At 61.0% G+C, this 18,432-nt stretch carries 18 protein-coding genes and 1 pseudogene; 8 read left to right on the forward strand and 11 right to left on the reverse strand.

Features of this window, described 5'->3' with window-relative positions:
• Nucleotides 1-7 precede the first annotated feature (7 nt).
• The 3 genes from HP062_RS24030 (at nucleotide 8) to HP062_RS24040 (ending at nucleotide 3,220) form a co-directional block, all read left to right on the forward strand.
• Nucleotides 8-625, forward strand: a complete 618-nt coding sequence (locus HP062_RS24030; RefSeq protein ID WP_010463851.1) for a DUF4136 domain-containing protein — start codon at nucleotides 8-10, stop codon at nucleotides 623-625.
• Between the two features lie 54 nt (nucleotides 626-679).
• Complete coding sequence (locus HP062_RS24035) at nucleotides 680-1,237, forward strand: DUF4136 domain-containing protein (protein ID WP_010463848.1); 558 nt, start codon at nucleotides 680-682, stop codon at nucleotides 1,235-1,237.
• A gap of 141 nt (nucleotides 1,238-1,378) precedes the next feature.
• Nucleotides 1,379-3,220: a pilus assembly protein TadG-related protein gene (locus tag HP062_RS24040; RefSeq protein WP_172792126.1), complete on the forward strand. Its 1,842-nt coding sequence runs from the start codon at nucleotides 1,379-1,381 to the stop codon at nucleotides 3,218-3,220.
• On the opposite strand, the gene HP062_RS24045 is transcribed toward HP062_RS24040, so the two are convergent.
• Together HP062_RS24045 and HP062_RS24050 are read right to left on the reverse strand one after the other, a co-directional pair.
• Entirely contained in the window at nucleotides 3,190-5,949 is a 2,760-nt protein-coding gene (locus tag HP062_RS24045; RefSeq protein ID WP_172792127.1) for an ATP-binding protein, read from the reverse strand. The two genes, HP062_RS24040 and HP062_RS24045, sit on opposite strands and share 31 nt — an antisense overlap.
• Nucleotides 5,946-6,386, reverse strand: a complete 441-nt coding sequence (locus tag HP062_RS24050) for a TadE/TadG family type IV pilus assembly protein (RefSeq protein WP_010463843.1) — start codon at nucleotides 6,384-6,386, stop codon at nucleotides 5,946-5,948. The genes HP062_RS24045 and HP062_RS24050 overlap by 4 nt, the downstream gene beginning before the upstream one ends.
• 75 nt (nucleotides 6,387-6,461) lie before the next feature.
• Between HP062_RS24050 and HP062_RS24055 the strand changes: the two genes are divergently transcribed.
• The 3 genes from HP062_RS24055 to HP062_RS24065 all read left to right on the forward strand — a co-directional run bounded on the left by HP062_RS24055 (nucleotide 6,462) and on the right by HP062_RS24065 (nucleotide 8,887).
• The gene (locus HP062_RS24055) at nucleotides 6,462-6,932 is read left to right on the forward strand and encodes a prepilin peptidase (protein ID WP_077748982.1); all 471 of its coding nucleotides are present in this window, start codon (nucleotides 6,462-6,464) and stop codon (nucleotides 6,930-6,932) included.
• A 124-nt stretch (nucleotides 6,933-7,056) separates the two neighbouring features.
• The gene (locus HP062_RS24060; RefSeq protein ID WP_102595315.1) at nucleotides 7,057-7,839 is read left to right on the forward strand and encodes a response regulator transcription factor; all 783 of its coding nucleotides are present in this window, start codon (nucleotides 7,057-7,059) and stop codon (nucleotides 7,837-7,839) included.
• Between the two features lie 754 nt (nucleotides 7,840-8,593).
• Nucleotides 8,594-8,887 (forward strand): hypothetical protein, encoded by a 294-nt coding sequence (locus HP062_RS24065; protein ID WP_172792128.1) that lies wholly within the window; start codon nucleotides 8,594-8,596, stop codon nucleotides 8,885-8,887.
• 92 nt (nucleotides 8,888-8,979) lie between these two features.
• Here HP062_RS24065 and HP062_RS24070 read toward each other — a convergent pair whose 3' ends face one another.
• From HP062_RS24070 to cpaB, 8 genes are read right to left on the reverse strand one after another with little or no spacing between them, the layout of a single operon-like run.
• Entirely contained in the window at nucleotides 8,980-9,249 is a 270-nt protein-coding gene (locus HP062_RS24070; protein WP_010463836.1) for a DUF3613 domain-containing protein, read from the reverse strand.
• Between the two features lie 10 nt (nucleotides 9,250-9,259).
• Entirely contained in the window at nucleotides 9,260-9,973 is a 714-nt protein-coding gene (locus HP062_RS24075; protein WP_172792129.1) for a tetratricopeptide repeat protein, read from the reverse strand.
• A 10-nt stretch (nucleotides 9,974-9,983) separates the two neighbouring features.
• The gene (locus HP062_RS24080; protein WP_083375128.1) at nucleotides 9,984-10,874 is read right to left on the reverse strand and encodes a type II secretion system F family protein; all 891 of its coding nucleotides are present in this window, start codon (nucleotides 10,872-10,874) and stop codon (nucleotides 9,984-9,986) included.
• On the reverse strand, nucleotides 10,871-11,755 hold the full coding sequence (locus HP062_RS24085) for a type II secretion system F family protein (RefSeq protein WP_172792130.1): 885 nt from the start codon (nucleotides 11,753-11,755) through the stop codon (nucleotides 10,871-10,873). The genes HP062_RS24080 and HP062_RS24085 overlap by 4 nt, the downstream gene beginning before the upstream one ends.
• A gap of 10 nt (nucleotides 11,756-11,765) precedes the next feature.
• Nucleotides 11,766-13,046, reverse strand: coding sequence for a CpaF family protein (locus HP062_RS24090; RefSeq protein ID WP_010463832.1), 1,281 nt, complete (start codon nucleotides 13,044-13,046; stop codon nucleotides 11,766-11,768).
• Nucleotides 13,043-14,233, reverse strand: coding sequence for a pilus assembly protein (locus HP062_RS24095; protein ID WP_154502920.1), 1,191 nt, complete (start codon nucleotides 14,231-14,233; stop codon nucleotides 13,043-13,045). The genes HP062_RS24090 and HP062_RS24095 overlap by 4 nt, the downstream gene beginning before the upstream one ends.
• A complete protein-coding gene (locus tag HP062_RS24100) occupies nucleotides 14,230-15,492 on the reverse strand; it encodes a type II and III secretion system protein family protein (RefSeq protein ID WP_010463830.1) in 1,263 nt (420 codons plus the stop codon). The genes HP062_RS24095 and HP062_RS24100 overlap by 4 nt, the downstream gene beginning before the upstream one ends.
• A 21-nt stretch (nucleotides 15,493-15,513) precedes the next feature.
• Nucleotides 15,514-16,455: a Flp pilus assembly protein CpaB gene (gene cpaB, locus HP062_RS24105; RefSeq protein WP_172792131.1), complete on the reverse strand. Its 942-nt coding sequence runs from the start codon at nucleotides 16,453-16,455 to the stop codon at nucleotides 15,514-15,516.
• Nucleotides 16,456-16,781: 326 nt separating this feature from the next.
• Here cpaB and HP062_RS24110 point away from each other — a divergent pair, with 326 nt between their 5' ends.
• Complete coding sequence (locus HP062_RS24110; RefSeq protein ID WP_154502926.1) at nucleotides 16,782-16,991, forward strand: Flp family type IVb pilin; 210 nt, start codon at nucleotides 16,782-16,784, stop codon at nucleotides 16,989-16,991.
• 68 nt (nucleotides 16,992-17,059) lie between these two features.
• A complete protein-coding gene (locus HP062_RS24115; RefSeq protein ID WP_010463827.1) occupies nucleotides 17,060-17,470 on the forward strand; it encodes a response regulator in 411 nt (136 codons plus the stop codon).
• Between the two features lie 107 nt (nucleotides 17,471-17,577).
• Here the strand turns inward: HP062_RS24115 and HP062_RS24120 are convergent.
• Nucleotides 17,578-18,431 (reverse strand): annotated as a pseudogene (locus HP062_RS24120) (MaoC family dehydratase).
• Nucleotide 18,432 lies beyond the last annotated feature (1 nt).

The following is an 18,432-nucleotide window of genomic DNA, read 5'->3' on the forward strand; positions in this document are numbered from 1 at the left end:
GCGCAACATGAAAAGTCGTTCAGGGTTACTGGTGATCTGTCTCGGGTTGGCGGCCTGCCAGGGCAGCAATCCCTATGTGGCGACCTCCAAGCCCTTGCCGCCGGCACCGCCTCAGGCGGCCAACACCTTCGACCGCAGCGCCTACCCGGCACCGCCGCGTGACTATGGGCGTTACCGCAGCTGGGCCTGGCTCAACGGGCAGCTGCCACCGGGCAGCGCCTGGGCAGACTCGGCCCAGGTCGCCGAAGCGGTCAGCAACGCCCTCGATCAGCGCGGCCTGCGTCCGCTGCACGACAACACCCGCCCGGCCGACCTGTTTGTCAGCGCCGATCTGCACCTGGAAACCCGGTTGCGCCAGGTTCGGGACGACTACGGTTATTACGGCGGTGGTTATGGCGGCTACAACCGCTACGGCACCGGTTATGGCATGTACAACACGGTGCCGATCGTGCGCACGTATCAAGAACAGGTCGTGGTGGTGCGAGTGGATCTGTTCGATGCGGGCACAGGCCAGCCAGTGTGGAGTGCCAGCGCCGAAACCGGCAGTCGGGGCAGTCAGAGTGAGCGTGGCGATGCGATACGTGAGGCTGTGGAAAAGGCCATGTCGGCGTATCCTCCCAGTTAACTTCTCACGTTGAGAGGGCGTTCACAGGTTCATGTCTTCAACCGGAGAACCATCATGATCCGTCGTTTCGCTTTACTGGCTGTGGCCGCGCTGCTCAGTGCCTGCGCCGCCAACCAGGTCAATAATGACTTCGATGCCAGCCGCGACTTCGCCGCCTATCGCACCTGGAGCTGGAAAGAACCTGCACTGCAATATCGCCCCGACGACCCACGGATCAAGAGCGACCTGACCGAACAGCGCATTCGTCAATCGGTGGCCGATCAACTGGATCAGCGTGGCCTGCGCCCGGCCGCCGCTGGCAGCAAGGGTAATTTGGACGTCCAGACTTACCTGATCGTCGAAGAACGCCAGCAACAGGTGACCACCAACTATGGCGGCGGTTGGGGTAATCCATGGAATGGCTACTGGGGTGCGCCGATGTACAACGAAACCCGCAGCGTCAGTTACAAGGTGGCGACCATCCAGATCGATTTGCTCGATGGCAAGGACGGCAAACTAGTGTGGCGTGGCAGCGATGAGCAATTGCTCAGCCGCACGACGAACCCCGCTGATCGCAGCAATGCGATACGCGAAACCGTCGCACGAATCCTCGCCAACTATCCACCGCACTGACCATCCACCCAGCCTGAAACACAAGCCCGCTCCCACAAACGGTTGTGGGGTGGCTTGTTGCCAGCAGCCTTGCCCAGCGTTGTCTACACTGTTTTTCCATGGAGGTAACCCCCCGACGGTTCACCGGCAAAGGAGTGCATGATGTCTCCACGCTTGCAATTTTGCGGCCCGTCCCGGCAACGGGGGGCGATAGGCTTGATGGCGGCGCTGACATTCGCATTGGCGCTGGTGTTCCTGCTGGTGGTGATCGACAGCGGCCGGCTCTACCTGGAAAAGCGCAACCTGCAGCGCGTCGCTGACATGGCCGCGCTCGAAGCCGCCACCCGTGGCGGCGACTGCGGCGTCGGTACAACCGCGCTCATCTACGCCACTGCCAGCGCCCAACGCAATAATTTCACCGTGCCCGGCGCGGATCGCACACTGGCCGTTGCCTGTGGTGCGCTGACCGTCGGCGCCAACAACCTTCGGGTTTTCGGCGTTGACCCGAGCAAAAGCGAAGCCATCCGCGTGATCGCCAGCCATGGGGTGCCGCAAAGTCTCGTCGGTGGAATCGGCGCAATGTTCGGGGGCGCACCCGCCAACTCGACCATCACCCTCAGCGCCACTGCGGTGGCCGGGCTGCCGGGGCCGCCGGTCGCCCAACTGACCATTCGCAGCACCCTGGTCGACGTCAATTTGTTGAACGGCTTCCTTTCCGCGCTCGCGGGAGCGTCCATCAACCTGCCTGTCGCGAGTTGGAACGGGCTGTTGGGCGCCGACATCAACTTGCTTAAATACATGGACCAGTTGGCCATTGACCTGCAGGTCACGGCAGGCGATTACACGGGGCTGCTCGGTGCTCATGCCACCGTGGGCCAGTTACTTCAGACCGCTGCCACGGTGGCGCGACTCAATGGGGCGACGGCGGACGTGCAGGCCGGTTTCGACAGCTTGGCCATCGCGGTCGTCAGCCCGCTCAAAGTGCATTTGGGGGACCTGTTGAAAATGCAGACAGGCACCACGTCTGCCGGCCTGAACGCCAACGTGAACGCGCTTCAACTGGTGCAGGCCTTTATCGAACTCGGCAACAGCAAGAGCGCCGTGGCAGGCACCATTCCGGTGAATCTGCTGGGGCTTGGCGTCGGGGCCAGCGCAAAGATCAAAGTCATCGAACCCCCGCAGTGGTCGGCGGTGGGCAATCCCGCACTGGCAAAAATGGCGCCCTTGGGCGCCAATCGAATCTATGTGCGCACCGCTCAAGTCCGGGTGCTGGTGACATTGGATTTGTCATTGGTCACCGGTCTGCTTGGCGCGGTGACGGGGACTTTGTCCGTGGTCACCGGGTTGCTCGGGCTCGACTTGTACGTGTTGCCCAGCCCCAACCTGGACGTCAGCCTGGAAGCCGGTGGCGGCAACAGTTACGTCACCGATTACACCTGCCCCAGCGAAATCAATAAAAGCCTGACCGTGAATACCACGACCACCGTGGCTGAATTGCGCGTTGGAAGGGTCAATGCGGACTGGGATTCATCGTCCGTGCCCCTGACGGTCACGCCGGTCACCCTGCTCGATATCCGCAAGGCGGGTGTACCCTTTTCCGGCGGTGGCGCTGAGCTGCAAATTTACAGTCCCGTGCTGCCGGCCAATGCCACCTCGACGTTCATCAACCCGCCGAAAGTGGGTTTGCCCCCGTCGGATCCGCCATACACCTTGACTGCTACCAACGCGGTTTCCGGATTGTCGCAAACCGTCAATGACGTGAACCTGATCGTCCACGCGCCGTCATTCACGCCCAACTTCCTGTTGGCCGCGACCTTCGAATTATTGAAAACACTGCTCAATGGCGTGATGTTGTTGCTGAAGACGACACTTGAATCAATCCTCGGTCCGCTGCTGGATAACCTGCTCGACACGCTTGTGAAAACCCTGGGAATCGAGGTCGGGAAAATCCAGGTCGGTGCCAACCTCAGTTGTTACTCCGGGCGGCCGGCGCTGGTGATCTGATCCACGGGGACCACCGGCAACTCAATGCAAAACAGCGCACCCTGCTCCGAGTTACGCACACTCAGCCGCCCCTCCATGTTCTCGATGATGCCGTAACTCACCGACAACCCCAGCCCGGTGCCGATGCCCACCGGTTTAGTGGTGAAAAACGGCTCGAAAACCTTCTCCATCAACCTCGGATCTATCCCGCCACCGTTGTCCTCGACCCATATCCGCACGCATCGCTCATCCCGTTCGGCGTATAGCGCAATCCACGGATTGAACTCACGGTCGGCTTCGCGTTTGCTCAGCAGCGCATCCCGGGCGTTGACCATCAGGTTGATCAGCACTTGCTCCAACTGGTCGATAAAGCCGCGGACCTGCACGGCAAAACCAATCTCGCCGATGCGCAATTCAACCCCTTTGCCGCGCATGCCTTCGGCGAGCAGCGACAGCGTGCCTTCGATCGCGTCGGCCGGGTTGAACGGTTGCTGCTCGATGTCCGAGCGACGGCCAAACACGCGCATATGATCAACCACCCGTGCGGCGCGCTGGACCTGTGAATCGATGCGGTTGAGCTTGTCTTTCAAGTAATCGATCTGCACGTCGCCATTGTTCAAGCGCTTGAGCACATTGACGATGGCCATGCGCATCACGTTCAGCGGCTGATTGATTTCGTGAGCGAGTCCCGTGGCCATTTCGCCGAGGGTGGCCATTTTCGCGCTCTGGGTGAGTTGCTGCTGCGAGCGGCGGACTTCGGTGTTGTCGCGGCCGACTGCCTGCACTTCCAGCAAGCGACCCTCGGCGTCGAACACGCCGCGGTCCGACCAGACCCACCAGGCGTGTTCCCGCCCCGGCAGTTGCAGATAGATTTCAGCGGTACTGACCGGGGCTCGAGGCGTCAGTTGGCTGAGTCGCAGCACGAATGCCTGGCGCTGATCGTCCGACATCCAGTGGCCCAGGTTCACGCCGGGCAGTTGATCGGGCTGACATTCCAGATACGTCGCCAACGGCCGGTTGCCGAAGGTCAGGGTCAGGTCCGGGCGATAGCGGCAGATCATCGCCGGGGAGTCCTCCACCAGGATTCGATAGCGCTCTTCACTCTGTTTCACCTGTTCGGTGGCGAGGGTCGCTTCGGTGACGTCCAGCCACAAGCCGACAGCTTCCACCGGCAGGCCGAGGTCGTCGCGCAACACCTTGGCTTCGTCAAGCAGCCAGTGGTACTCGCCGCGGCTGTCGCGCAACCGGTAACGGGCGCGCACCGTGCCTTCACGCAGCAGCCGTCGGGTGCGCTCGAAATAGTGCTCGCGGTCTTCTGGATGCACCCTTTCTATCAAGGCTCCTGCGGTGCAATCGGCGAGTGTCAGGCCGAGCAACGGCAGCAGGCTGGCGCTGAAAAACGTCGGCAAGAGCGCGCCTTCAACATAGCGCTGCACGTAAATAACGGCCGGCGAGCTGGCGATCAGGTTGTCCAGTCTGGCATGGGCGGTGGCGGCGTTCTGTTCCTGGTTTTTGATGTCGCTGATGTCGAGCATGAAACCCACCAGCCGGCGGTTTTTACCCATGCCAATGGCCTGGCCTTGCAGCCGATACCAGACGGGCGCTTGCTCACAGTGCCAGCGCACGCAGAGCAGCAACGGGGTGCCGGCGTCCTCCAGGGCGTGCAGTCGGCTGCGCAGTTCTTCGCGGTCGGCAGGGTGCACGTGATCGAGCCATTCGCCGAGCGTCAGGCGGGGGCACGCCAGGTTCAGCGAGCTGGCCAGCGAAGGGGCCAGTTGCATTTCGGCACTGTCGCTGAACACTTCCCACCAACCGGTGCCGAGTAGCGCTTGCAGCGATGCCAGGCGCTCCAGTTGCAAATGATGCCGATGCTCGCGCAAGCGTTCCAGCAGGGGGCTGGCGAGGGCGGCGGTGAGCTGCAACCAGTCGCCATCGTTCAATTCGGGCGCCCGCTGCTGCGCGGTGTAAAAACCGCAGAGTAACCAGGTGGCCACGCCGTGAGCATCGTAATAGGGCACCGCTAGTCCTTCGGCATGCCCGAAGATTTCTTGCAAACGCGGGTGCTCGCCACGCGCCAGGTGTTGCGGGAAAGAACCGTTCAGGCTGTCGAGCCCGGAACCCAGGCGCTGTCCGTTCTGCCACAGCATCGGTGCATCGAAGGCCGCGTAATACTGATGGATTTGCCAGCCCTGTTCCTGCTCATCAAGCAGCGCCACCGCAATGCACGGAATGTGAAAGCGCTGAGCCAATACCTGAAGCTGCTCCTGCAACACATCGGGCAGACGGGTGAGGCTGCACAGGCGCAACTGTTCGCTGATCCTGGCCGCGAGAAGCTGGTTCTGTTCGCGGCGGCACGATTGTCGACGTTCAACCAACACATCGCTGATGTCCAGCAACTGCAACAGCCAGTTGTCCACCAGTGGAAGGACCCAGCCGCGCAGGTGCAGTGGGGGCCCGCTTACGCTGTGAAAGTCCAGGTCGAGGATTTGGCCTTGCCAGTCGGCGGGGATACCTTCGATGACCAGGCTGCTGTGGGGCATCAGGTAATCGAGCAGCGGTGGTGCCTGTGTGCAGAGCGGTTGCGGGGCGAGCGTATGGCGCAATGGGCCGGTCAGGTGTAGCACCCGGCCTTCGCCATCCAGGTGCACCTGCAAGCCGACACTCGGCACGCTCAGGGTGTCCGGCGCAACCTGAGGTGGTGGCGATTGGCGGTTGAGCAGACGCCCGAAGAGTTTTTCCCCGGAATTCAAAATTGCAGGCTCGAACTGGCCGAGAGGGTCGTCGGCAGGTTAGGCACCGCGCCGATGCCCGGCAGCACCAGAAACGGCAGCACCTGGTTGAGTTTGGTGGTGGGGTAATCGATGTTGACCTTGAGCATGCCGCCGACGAAGGTGATGGTCGAATCGGTGGCGACATTGAAGTTCAGTGCGGCGGGAATCCACGCCAGTTGCCGGGTCAGTTCGGCTGAGGCTGTGGCTTGGACGTTGGCGGCGTAACCGGGCGTACCCGGGTCCACCGCCACGCTGCGACGCACCGCTTCGGCGGTCGACTGGTTGAACGACTGCATCAGCAACAGCGGCAGGCTGTAACTGACAATGGCGTAAAACACAGCGAAAAAAATCACGAACACCAAGGCGAACTCAATCGCTACGGCGCCTTTTTGCTGGCGGGGGAGGCTCGAATTCATGACTGCGTCTACCCTGACTGTCACTGCGTAATATCAGCATAGAATCATTCAGCCAAAAGGGACTTTTTTTACGCAATGCAAACTTTTGTCCTACTGATCTGGCTGACGCTTTGCGCAGCGCAGGATGCCCGCGAAAAGCACATTGCCAACTCGTTGACCCTTGGCGCGGGGGTGTTGGCGTTGGCGTTTCTGCTATGGACCGACACCACTTGGCTGGGGGCAGAAGGGGCGCAGGGCGGCTGGGCTGCTTTTCTGGCACTGGCCTTCACGTTGCCCGGTTACGCGCTGAGGCGATTGGGCGCCGGGGATGTGAAATTAATGACAGCCTTGGGTTTGGCGACGGACGGAATGCATCTGCTGGGCAGCTTTGTCGGGGCCGCGCTGGCCAGCGTGTGCTGGCTGCTGCTCGCGCCAAAAGTATGGCCTCATATGAGTCAACGGGTTAGGGAGCGTCTTCGATATTTAGGCCCTGGGCTGTCAAAAAAGCAGCCATTTGCGCCGTTCGTGCTGATGGGTTTTTCATTGGCACTGCTTTGGATTCGCTAGTCATGTTGTTCCATCCCCTCTATGTACATAGTCGGAAAGTGCGTCTACTTTTCAGATTGATAGTCGTACGGCCAGTGGCTTTCGTACAGAAACGGTCAACTGTAGACCGAGCATGGAGTGGCGCGTGAACAAATTCACCTCGGCAGTAAAAGTCCTCGTGGTTGATGATCAGGCGTTGATTGTTGAAGAACTTTGCGAGTTTCTGGAGGCGAGCGGCTATCGCTGCGTTCCCTGTGAATCGAGCAAGCAAGCCATTTCCCGTTACGGCGAAGACCTGCAAATCGGCCTGGTGCTGTGTGATTTGCATATGCCTGACATGGACGGGATTGAGCTGGTGAAGGAGTTGCAGCGGATGTCCGGCAAGCACCGGGCCTTCGAGGCGATCATGCTGACTGGGCGTGCGGACAAGCAGGATGTGATCAAGGCCTTGCGGGCAGGGATTGCCGATTATTACCAGAAGCCGATTGATCTCGATGAGTTGCTCGAAGGGGTTCAGCGACAAGAGGTGGCGTTGCAAGATCGGCAGAAGAACCTGCAGTTGGGGCATTTGAATCAGAAGCTGCAGTACCTGACTGAGTCGATCGATGATTTGTATCAGGATCTGGATAAGGTGCGGCGTGGTCCGCAGGGGGCGGATTCTTCCGGGGCTGATGTCAGTGATGTGGATCGGGTGGAGATCCCGGCGATTTTCAATCAGTTGTCGCCCCGGCAGCTGGATGTGGCGCGGTTGGTGGGGAAGGGGCAGACCAATTATCAGATTGCCTGTGAGTTGGGGATTACCGAGAACACGGTGAAGTTGTATGTGTCGCAGGTGTTGCGGTTGACGCATATGCATAATCGGACGCAATTGGCGTTGGCGTTGTCGCCCGGTAACTCCGGGATGCGCCAGCGGGTTACGGCTCACTGAGTGTGGTGGGTCGCTTTTGGCGGCCTTTGGGCCGACCATGTTCTTGGTGGTTGTGTGCATATCCATTTTTGCGGTAACGGCGGCTGGCGGTTTCGCCCTTACGGCGACTCACTTTTTTTACAAGCGCCTAAAAAAAGTAAGCAAAAAAACGCTCGCCCCAAGCGTCCGGGCCCTCGCTAAGGCTCGGCGTACCTTCGCTCCGGTATCCATCCGGGGACACTGCCCTCCGGTCTGCTTCGCGACGACCTACATGCAGCGTGTTCGACTGCGTCGAACGGCGCTGCGCGCCACTCCCCGGATGAACACCTCCACTCAGCCTCCCGAAAGGGGCGGGTGGATCAAGATCAAGAGCTGCAGGCGAGCTAACGCTCGGCCTGATGAGTGGTGAGAATCAAAAGCTGTACGCTGAATTCTTGTAGGAGCGAGGCTTGCCCGCGAAGGCGGCCTGACAGCCGGCCAATCTCTTGCAGGTACACACATTCCACTGTAGGAGTGAGCCTGCTCGCGATGGCGGCCTGACAGCCGACCATTTTTTTGCAGATGTACACCAAACCCTGTGGGAGCTGGCCTGCCAGCGATGGCGGAGTGTCAGACGACGTGAATGCCAGATGCCGGACCGCAATCGCGAGCAGGCTCGCTCCCACAGGGGGAATGTGTGTGGATTTGAGGGCTGTGTTTAATAGTGTTTAGCGTTACTTCCTGAAAGCTACAGTTTCTTGCTCCTTTGCCTACTACTACGCCAGAATCCGCCGACTTGTGCGCTTTGACCCTGGTCTTTATCGTTTCCCCCTACGATCCGCTCAATCCCAAAAAGCTCAACGAAGCCGCCGACCGCGCGCTGGATCACTACCTCAATCCGTCTGACCTCAAGGCCCCCGTCATCCGCAAGGTCAGCACTATGTTCATCGTCGCCCCCGATATCGATAACGAAAGCCTGTTGGCCCACGCTTGCGAGTCCTTGGCGTTGGCGATCCAGCAGGTCATCATGCTGGCTGAGTTGGCGGTGAATCGAGCGCTGGATAATGTGGATGTGCCGCAAGCGGTGTAGTACCGGTTAGACCGCGTCATCGTTCTTCGCGGGCGCGTCGGATCGCTGCACCGCTCACGAAGGCGATGAATCCGATGCAAGAAAGCCTGACGCTACCCCCCCGCCCCACCGTTCACTGTCCCCCCTTCCTCCTGATCGAAAAACATCGGAATCTCATGCTGATAGCTCTTCAGCCAGCGCTGCATGCTCAGCTCTCGTTCGGTCGCGGTTGAGGTCTGTGGGGTGTGTGAGGCAGCCTGGTGGCTGATCTGCAATTTCAACCAGCCTTCGGTTTCCTGTTGTTGTGGTGAGGCGGGGCCGTCGAGGGCGTTGGCGGTGAGTGGCAGGGCCAGCAGGGCGAGGTAAAGGAGGATCGGTTTCATCTGTCTGCTCCTATTGAAGGCCCGACGTCGCGACGGCGGCGACCTGGTTTGCGGGTGTCGGAGTCACCTTGGTCGGGGCCTTGAGTTTTTGTGCGCGTTCCTGGGCTTCGGTAACTTGGGCGGGGCTCAGGCCGATGCGGCTGACGAGTTCGGCGGCGCGGCTCCAGTCGTCCTGGTAAATCAGCAGCGTCACCATGTTCAACGCCGCCAGTCGATCGCTTTGCTTGAGCTCCATGGCCGTCAGGAATTCGAAGCGTGCATCGTCGACGCGCCGTTGGTTGAGGTAGACCACGCCGAGGTCGTTGCGGATTTTTTCATCGGTTGGCGCCAGTCGGGCGGCGCGTTGCAGGTGGGCCTGGGCCTGGCCGTTGTCGCCCCTGGCTGCCGCGAGCTGGCCGAGGCCGTGTTCGGCAGCGGCGGCGAGGCAGGTGCCGAGCAGGCTGCGGTAAAGTGGCTCGGCTTCGCTGCGACCCAGCAGCCGGTTTACCTTGGCCCGGCGCAAGCGCACGTCGGCGACGTTGTCGGGCAGGCTTTGCAGGTTGGCGAGGCTCGCGTGCAGTTTGCCGTCGTTGGCCATGTCATCGGCCAGGTTCAATTTCAGCTGTTCATCGGAGCCCAACTTGCTGCAACTGGCGCTTTGGGTCAGGGCGTTCCATGGCGCCTGGCCGTCGGTGGCGCAACCGCTCAACAGGAGCAAACTCAAACCGGCAATCATTGCTTTCATCGCGATCCCTCTATGAGCCAATGGCCCGGGCCAGGGCGGTGAAGCCCGGGCCGGCCAGGACGATCAATAACGCCGGGAAGAGAAACAGCATCATCACGACGGACATTTTGGCGGACATCTTGGAGATGTATTCCTGCAAGCGCGTGAGGCGCCGGTCATCGAACAGTTGCTTGAGCGCCAGTAGCGATTTCATCGCACCACCACCCTGGTGGATCAGCTGTTGAAGGATCACGCAGGTGTCCGTGAATTCGTCGACCGCCAACAAGCGGCTGGCCTTGCTCAGCTCTTCGCCCAACTCCAGGCCGGAATCGACACGGGCCAGAACCAGGCGCAGTTCGTGGGTCAATGCGGGCATCAGTTGCTTGCCTTCCTGGCTCAGCACGCGCAGCGATTGCTCGACGGCCATGCCCGATTCAAACAGGATGCGCAGCAGCGGAATGAAGGTCGATATCTCCAGGGCCAACTGTTTTTGCCGGCGTTGAGACGCGGCGGCGAGCAGGCGTTTGGGCAGCAGGTAACCGATGGCCGTGGCGAAGAGCGGGGCGATCCAGTGGTTTTGCACGCTGGGGTAGAACACGCTTTGAATCAGCAATGCCAAGGCCAGCGCCAGCACCGGCACTCCCACCTGGAACGCCGCGAACTGTGAGCGGCGGCGGGCGCTGCGCCAACCCAAGCGGTTGAGCAGGGTTTGGGTTTCGTTGTCCAGATTGACCGAACGCTGACCGATGCGGCTGTTGCCCAGCGCTTGTAGCCAATGACCCATGCGGTCGTGGTCAACAGCTTTGCCGTCCAGCCGTTGAGCCACCTGACGCGCACGCCGGCGCTGGTCCAGCAGGCTGACGAGCAGCAACAGCGCAGCCGCCATAAACAGCAGGGCACTGATCAGCAGCGGTATTTTCATACGCTGCGCAACATGCGCCAAAGCGCCAGGCTGCCCACCGCCTGCAAGCCAAACGCGCTCGCGAGCATCATTTGCCCTGAGCTGTCGTGCCACATTGCAAGCAGGTAAGCGGGGTTGGCGGCCAGGAAATAGGTGGCCAGGCCCAGCGGCAAACTGCCTAGCACCCAGGCCGTCACGCGGGTTTCACCGGTCATGGCGCTGAGCTGGCGGGCGGCCTGTTCGCGTTCACGGATCATCTTGATCAGGTTCTCCAACAATTCGCTGGCATTGCCGCCGTAGCGGTGATTGACCTTCAGGCCGAGGGCAAACAGGCGCAGTTCATCCTTCTCATACAGCTCGGCGAAGTCCGACGCGGCATCCGGCAGGCTGACGCCCAACTGCACGTTGCGTTGTACCCGGCCCATGGCCTCTTTGAGCGGGTTGTCGGCGGCATGGATAGCGCCCAGCACCGCGTCGGCCAGAGTGCGACCGGACTTCAGGCTGCGCACGGTGTGATCGAGCAACGTCGGCAGTTGTTCGATCATGCGCTTGAGCCGGCGCTGATAACGCCAGCTTATGAACAGCCGGAACGCGAGTGGCGGTACCAGCAAACACACCACGAGCCCGATCCAGCCACCGGCGGCGAAGCCGATCAACGTACCGAACGCCCACAGCAGCATCCAGCGTCCCAGCTGTTCGTTCGGGCGCCCAAGGCCCGCGCGCAGGAACGTCCGTTCCAGGCCTGCCCAAGAGATTTTTTCCACCACCAACTGCGGTTGCCCCTGGGCCAGGCGATTGAGCACGCGCTCGGTGCCAGTCTGGCGCAAGCCTTTGAGCAGCAGGCGAATCGACACGCCGAGCATGATCAGGCAAACGAGGATGAGCAACGCCGGTTTGAGCATGCCGTGAGCCTCAGTACGGTGATGGCGGGAGCGCCGACTCGCGGCGCAGTTTATCGCCGGCCGGGTTGACGGCCTCGCGCAGAAACCCGAATCCGCTGCGCCGGTCGAGCCGGAACAGCGTATTGGTGACGTAGACATCGTCACGGACGCCCACCACCTCCACCACTTCACTGACGCAGCGTCGACCATCGGGCATGCGCGTCAACTGGATGATCACGTCCAGTGCCGCGCAGATCATTTGCCGCAAGGTCTTTTCGGCAATGACGCGACCGGTCAGGCCGACCAGGGTTTCCAGGCGCAGCAGCGCATCCTGGGCGTTGTTGGCGTGCACGGTGCTCATCGAACCGTCGTGGCCGGTGTTCATTGCGGTGAGCACGTCGAGCACTTCGACACCGCGAATTTCGCCGAGGATGATCCGGTCCGGGCGCATCCGCAGGGCGTTGCGGATCAAGTCGCTGGACTTCACTTCACCGTGGCCCTCGGCATTGGGAGGACGGGTTTCCAGGCGCACGACATGCGGGTGGCCGAGTTGCAATTCGGCGACGTCTTCGATGGTGACCAGCCGCTCGTGTGGGTTGATCAACTGGCTGAGAATATTCAACAGCGTGGTTTTACCGGTGCCGGTGCCGCCGCTGATCAAGACGTTGCAGCGCTTGCCCACGGCTTCCTGGAGGAAATCGAAGATCGGCTGATCGATGGTTTGCATCGTCACCAGGTCGTTGCTCTTGAGCATGTCCTTGCGAAATTTGCGAATCGACAGGCAGGGGCCGTCGAGGGCGATCGGTGGAATGATCGCGTTGACCCGGCTGCCATCCGGCAGGCGAGCATCGACCATCGGCGAAGACTCATCGAGCCGCCGACCCAGTGGTGCGAGAATCCGTTGCATGACGCGTTCGACGTGGTGCGCATCAATGAAGCGCAAGTCACTTTGATGCAGCACACCGTCGCGCTCGATGAATACCCGGTGCGGGCCGTTGACCAGGATCTCGGTCACCGCCGGATCGCGCAGCAGCACTTCAAGCGGACCGAAACCGGTGAGTTCGTCGACCAGTTCTTCGGCCAGTCGCTCCATTTCATAACGGGAAATTGCCAGGTGCAGTCGCGCGATGTACTCGGCCACTTTGTCGGTGACGAATTGCGACAGTACCTGACGCGAACCCTCCAGCAGGTTTTTTCCGGACTCTTCGATGGCGTCGATGATGAAACGGTGCAACACCAGTTTCAGGCCTTCATGGTCGGCGTTGGCGCTCGAAGCGCGTTGCGGCGCACCGAACAGTTTTTCACTGCTCATTGCGCACCTCGAAGCCGGTTGAGCCAACCGGTCCTGGGTTTGGCCAAGGCTTCGGAGCGCTTGGCCAGACATTCACCGAGGGCCCGCAGGCCTTGGCTCAGGCCTTCGCGAGGGGCCAGTTCGAACAGGCTGACGCCCTGATTCTTGGCGTTGAGCCGCACTTCCGGGCTGTAGGCGAGGGTGGCGATGATCTCCATGCCGAAACTTTTACCCAGGGTTTCCGAGTCCGGCGCGACGTGGCGCAAGTAGCGGTCGATGAGCAATCTGGCGTGGTCTAGCTTCATGCCTTTCTCCCGCCACAGATTCAGCAGCGCGAGATTGCGGCGACAGTCGAGCACGTTCTGATCGGTGTACCAGAGCAGCTTGTCGCAATGGCTGATAAATGTGCGCAGTGCCTCGCTGTCCGGCTGGCCGGTGAGGTTCACCACAATGTGCTGGAAGTGTTGGCGCAGGGCGCTGAGCAGCATGTAAAGCTCGGCGGCGCTGGTGTGTTCCAGCGGTTCGTCGTGACTGGCGTACGCCAGAATCCGCAGTCCGTCACCGTCGCTGGTGAACGCACTGTCGATCAGCGTTGCGTCCAGCCGCCGCAAATGGCGCAGGGCATCGCCGAAGTGAAACGAGCTCTCCAGGCCGAGCAGGGCCAGGCTGTCGCCGCGTGGCAGGCCGAGGTCGAGCAGCAAGGTTTGCTGTCCGCTCTTTTGCACCACCTGCGCCATATGGTTGGCGAGCAGCGCGCCGTCGGCACTGCTTTGCACGCCATATAGCACGGTCAGGCCACCCAGGTGGGTATTTGGAGCCACCGGTGGCAGGCGTTTACTGAGACGCCGCACCAGCCCCGCGACTTCGCTGGAGCGCGAGCCATACGCGACGAAATCCCGGGCGCCGGCCCGCATCGCGTTGAGCACGAGCTGGTTGTCCATGCCGTCGCCCAGCGCGACGATGGCCAGCATCGGTTTGGCTTCAAGTGCACCCTCGATCAGGGTGCTCTGCGCCACCACGTGTTCGCGATCCAGCCCCACGAACACCAGGCTGGCGAAGGTCACGTCGACCAGCGTCAGCAGTTCGTCGAGGCTGCCGCCACCGGCACTGACGACCTGGCCCAACGGGGCGAGGGCGCCTTGCAGCCATTCAAGGTCGGTGGGGTTGCGGGTGATCGCCAGGAAGGTCTGGCTCAGGTTCTGGCTCATTGCGATAACCCGCTGCGTTTATCGAAGTTGCCGTTTTCGAGGAAGTACATGCGATAGAAACCGGGGTCGTAGTTGCGCAGTTGTTCACCGGGCAGCGACGGTAATTTCGCGTTGGCCGCCAACGGCTGCACCAAGTGCGGCGTGACGATCATCAGCAGTTCGCGCTCCTCGCGCTTGATCGATGAACTGCGGAAAAACGCACCGAGTATCGGGATGTCGCCAAGACCGGGAAATTTGTCGACCTGCGAGGCGTTTTGCGTGCTGATCAAACCGCTGATGACGAAACTTTCGCCATCGGCCAGGGAGATGCTGGTGTCAGTACGGCGGATGGTGAGCGCCGGGACTGTGGTGCCGCCGATGGTGACGCCGTTGTTGTAATCCAGCTCACTGACTTCCGGTGCCACTTTCAGGGCGATGCGTTGGTTGCTGACGACGGTCGGTGTGAGTGTCAGGCGAATGCCGAATTCCTTGTATTCGATCGAGTAGCTGTTGCTGTTGGCGCTGGGCACCGGAATCGGGATTTCACCGCCGGCCAGAAAGCTCGCGCTCTGCCCGCTGATCGCCACCAGGCTCGGCCGCGCCAGGGTGTAGGCGAAGCCGCTGCCTTCCATGGCGTTGATGATGGCGAGGAAATTACCGCCGCCGGCGACGATGTTGTACATGTCGTTGGCCAGCGGAATGCTCGGCACGGCAATGCGTGGATCGATGTTGCGCAGCGGCAGCACACGCGGTGTGACTGCCGTATTGGGCACGGTGCCGGGTGAGCCGAACAGGAAGTTCGAGTTTTTACCGTAGATCGAGGTGCTGGCCTCTTTCAGTTTGGTCCGGCTGACCTCGACGAAGCGAATATCGGTCTGCACTTGCGACGCCAGCATCGGGTCTTCGGAGGGCATCGACGCCGCGCCGGTCATCGCTGCTGTGGCCCGGCCCTGAACGAACACCATGCTTTGGCGCGGTGTGCTGGCGCAGGCGGTCCAGACCATCAGGCTGGTGGCGCCCGGCGCCATGCCGGTGAGCAGAAACGCCTGATTGCCGTTGACGCGCACGTCGGCGATTTTCGGATCGCCCACGGCCAGTCGCGTGATCGCTACCGGCGATTGCAGTTCCTGCTGCAACCCTTCACCGACTTCCAGCACCGCCGGCAGGGGCCCTAATGCAGAGCAATTGCCCGCGGCGGCGAATGTCATGCCGAGCGGTTGAGCGCCCAGCAAGGAGACACAGAGCAGGCCTTGGAACATGGACATGGAACGTCTGCGCATTTAAAGGCGTCCTTGCTCGACTCAGGGGGTTTGTTGGGAGACTTGGTTGCCGCGAATGACTTCCACGCCTGATTTGCGCGGTGCCGTGCTGCCGAGGGTAAGTGCTTTGGGGGGGCCGACGAGGGCCAGTTGGCTGAACTGCACCAGGTCGCGATCAGCCCGGGCAAGGTGGGCGTTTGAATCGTTTTCGCCGGCCCAATATTGCGCCAGGCGTTTCTCTTCGGCACTGCGCACGGCCAGGCGCAGCACCCCGGCCTGGGTCGCCAGCATCAGCCGGCTCAGCAGCGACTCGGGCACGGCGAGCACCACCGAACGGGCGTTGGTGCGCTGTGGCTCCTGCTTGAGTTGTTCTTCGTTGCTGCGCACCGGCTTGGCCGGGCGCCCATCGTTGGTCAGTCCCAGTTGTTCGCCGACGCCGAGCACCCGCAACGCGGGGATGACGACCTGAGCCGACGGCTGAACGTTGTTGGCGTCTGCACGCAGAAACAGCATCACGTCGACATAATCGCCAGGGCTCAGTTGCCCGCCGGCATTGATCACTTCATCCACCGCGACGGCGAGCGCACGTTCATCGGGCCGGATCATTCGCGACAATGCACTGCCGGCTTCGAAGCTTTCAGCGTTGAGCCAGGTGCCTGCGGTCAGTGCGCGCCACGGCGTGCGACCAATGGCCTGATCGAGTCTGGTCAGACTGCCGGCCGGGGCGGTGCGCAGTTTTTCCAGGGTCACGTCGGCGGCGGTGATTTGAACGAAGGGCGCCACATCGCGCAGCAGCACGACAACGGGTTGGCGGGTGGGATCGTCTACCGGCGCAGGTGCCGGGACAGGTGCGGTGGCGACAGCGTTCGGCGGGGTGACGGGGGCGGGGGCCGGTTGTCGACTCAGTGTCAGCCCCCAATAACCGGCAATGATGGCACCCACCAGAAAAAAACCGGCCAGACCCATGGTGACTCGGCTGTTCATCACGGCTCTCCCTTTCCTGCTGCTTGATGACTCGTAAGGTCCAACGAGATAACTTCGCAATCAGGCAGCTTTGACCTTCTAACTATTTCGCTATTTGACGTTAGCGCAGGTAGATCAAAATGCCATTACTCCTTGGAAAATATCTAACGAAAGTAAGAGGCTATCGTGCCAAACCTGGTTTTTTGGCGTCGATTGGCCGGTTAATACTTAAGTATTAATTCGTTCTTACAGTTGTTGGTAAGCGGAATGCCGACAATGCTGATGCTGGCACAGGGGAATCATGTTGCGGCCATGCAACACCCGGCACCCTCCAAGGAGAAAACGTCATGTCCCTCACTCAGTTTGTTCAGCGGCTGAAGTCTGAAGTCGTCTTCTACATCAACCTGGCGAAAGACACCGAAGGGGCTTCGGGTATTGAGTACGCCATTATCGCGGGGATGGCGGCGGTCGCGCTGGCAGCCTTCATGACGCCGATCTCGGGTTCGATTACTTCGATCTTTAACAGTATCAAGGCGGTACTGCCGGCGGCGCCTTGATCGATGCCGTTTGCCAGCGGGCCTGAGTAGTTCTAACGTCAGCGCTTAGTCCAACGCAGGAAAACCCTATGAACGCTCTCGCATTCCCACGCCAACAACTCCTTCTGGTCGATGACGAAGAGGATGCGTTGCTGGAACTGGCGGAGCTGCTTGAGGGCGAGGGCTTCAATTGCTTTACCGCAACCTCGGTCAAACTCGCCCTGAATCATTTGACCCGCCATCCCGATATCGCCCTGGTGATCACTGATCTGCGCATGCCGGAGGAAAGCGGCATGTCGCTGATCAAACGGCTGCGCGAGCACACCTCCCGCCAACATTTACCCGTGATCGTGACATCCGGCCATGCAGACATGGAGGATGTCAGCGACATGCTACGCTTGCAGGTGCTCGACCTGTTCCGCAAGCCGATCTATCACGTGCGGTTGCTGGAGACGCTCAATAACCTGTTTCCGCAGCCAAGCGCGCACTTCAATCACTGAACCAGCCCTTTTCGCGAGCAGGCTCACTGCCTCAGACGACTCGCAAACGCGGTCCCCTGCAGGCGTGAACCTCCTCGCAACGGCGATTTCACAGATGATCAACCGGTTCAGGCAATCGGCCGCCAATGTCCCACCATATGTTCAAGATCCCCCGCCCCAGCAGCTGGAAATCCCCACTGGACCCCGCCGCGCTGGCCAGCAACGTCACCTCACTCGGCAACCGCACCGGTTTCCTGAACTGCACCGCCATCTCGACATTCGCCGTGGGCAGATGCTCACTCAACGCTGCCAATGTCCGGGCCTTGTTCCACAACCCATGAGCAATGGCCGTCGGAAAACCAAACAGCTTGGCGCTCGCGGCACTCAGGTGAATCGGGTTGTAGTCCCCGGATACTTTTGCGTACTGCCGGCCGATGTCCGCCGGCGCATTCCAGCGAGCCACTTGCGTCATCTCCAGGGTTGATGCCAACACGTCCTCGACCGGTTCGCCTTCGAGCTTGACCCCGCGGCACAGCATCTGGCTTTCAGCTTCCCACAACGGCCCCAACTGATCGTCAAGCGACGTCACCAGATCGAACGTCGCACCCTTGGCATGGGGTTGCAGGTTCTGCACCTGCACGCTGACCCGAACGCGGTTGACCCCACCCATGGGGCGCAATACACGAATGCGATTGCTCAGGTGAATCAGCCCCAGCAGCGGGAACGGAAAGTCCTTGGCCGTGAGCAATTGCATCTGCAAGGCAAACGCCAGGATGTGTGGATAGGTCGGCGGCAGCAAACCGTTATCGGCAAAACCACAGACCTTGCGATACGCCGCCAGGCGTTTCGGATCGACCTCGAGCCAGCAGCGCAATCCCGTGTCGGGCAACGTGGTGCCGGTGATTTTGCGCCGTGTTGCCGCCTTCACGTACAGCCCCGTCAGGCTCGGTTCGCGGTTGAGGGTGTGCCAATCGGTGATCATG

The sequence above is a fragment of the Pseudomonas sp. B14-6 genome, assembly GCF_013260315.1.
In the GTDB taxonomy this organism is placed as follows: domain Bacteria; phylum Pseudomonadota; class Gammaproteobacteria; order Pseudomonadales; family Pseudomonadaceae; genus Aquipseudomonas; species Aquipseudomonas mandelii.

What these genes read in the sequence shown, in the direction of transcription:
- HP062_RS24030 (WP_010463851.1), top strand. Translation starts at nt 8, where the DNA reads ATGAAAAGTCGTTCAGGGTTACTGGTGATCTGTCTCGGGTTGGCGGCC.
- HP062_RS24035 (WP_010463848.1), top strand. Translation starts at nt 680, where the DNA reads ATGATCCGTCGTTTCGCTTTACTGGCTGTGGCCGCGCTGCTCAGTGCC.
- HP062_RS24040 (WP_172792126.1), top strand. Translation starts at nt 1,379, where the DNA reads ATGTCTCCACGCTTGCAATTTTGCGGCCCGTCCCGGCAACGGGGGGCG.
- HP062_RS24050 (WP_010463843.1), bottom strand. Translation starts at nt 6,386, where the DNA reads ATGAATTCGAGCCTCCCCCGCCAGCAAAAAGGCGCCGTAGCGATTGAG.
- HP062_RS24055 (WP_077748982.1), top strand. Translation starts at nt 6,462, where the DNA reads ATGCAAACTTTTGTCCTACTGATCTGGCTGACGCTTTGCGCAGCGCAG.
- HP062_RS24070 (WP_010463836.1), bottom strand. Translation starts at nt 9,249, where the DNA reads ATGAAACCGATCCTCCTTTACCTCGCCCTGCTGGCCCTGCCACTCACC.
- HP062_RS24075 (WP_172792129.1), bottom strand. Translation starts at nt 9,973, where the DNA reads ATGAAAGCAATGATTGCCGGTTTGAGTTTGCTCCTGTTGAGCGGTTGC.
- HP062_RS24080 (WP_083375128.1), bottom strand. Translation starts at nt 10,874, where the DNA reads ATGAAAATACCGCTGCTGATCAGTGCCCTGCTGTTTATGGCGGCTGCG.
- HP062_RS24085 (WP_172792130.1), bottom strand. Translation starts at nt 11,755, where the DNA reads ATGCTCAAACCGGCGTTGCTCATCCTCGTTTGCCTGATCATGCTCGGC.
- HP062_RS24090 (WP_010463832.1), bottom strand. Translation starts at nt 13,046, where the DNA reads ATGAGCAGTGAAAAACTGTTCGGTGCGCCGCAACGCGCTTCGAGCGCC.
- HP062_RS24095 (WP_154502920.1), bottom strand. Translation starts at nt 14,233, where the DNA reads ATGAGCCAGAACCTGAGCCAGACCTTCCTGGCGATCACCCGCAACCCC.
- HP062_RS24100 (WP_010463830.1), bottom strand. Translation starts at nt 15,492, where the DNA reads ATGCGCAGACGTTCCATGTCCATGTTCCAAGGCCTGCTCTGTGTCTCC.
- cpaB (WP_172792131.1), bottom strand. Translation starts at nt 16,455, where the DNA reads ATGAACAGCCGAGTCACCATGGGTCTGGCCGGTTTTTTTCTGGTGGGT.
- HP062_RS24110 (WP_154502926.1), top strand. Translation starts at nt 16,782, where the DNA reads ATGTCCCTCACTCAGTTTGTTCAGCGGCTGAAGTCTGAAGTCGTCTTC.
- HP062_RS24115 (WP_010463827.1), top strand. Translation starts at nt 17,060, where the DNA reads ATGAACGCTCTCGCATTCCCACGCCAACAACTCCTTCTGGTCGATGAC.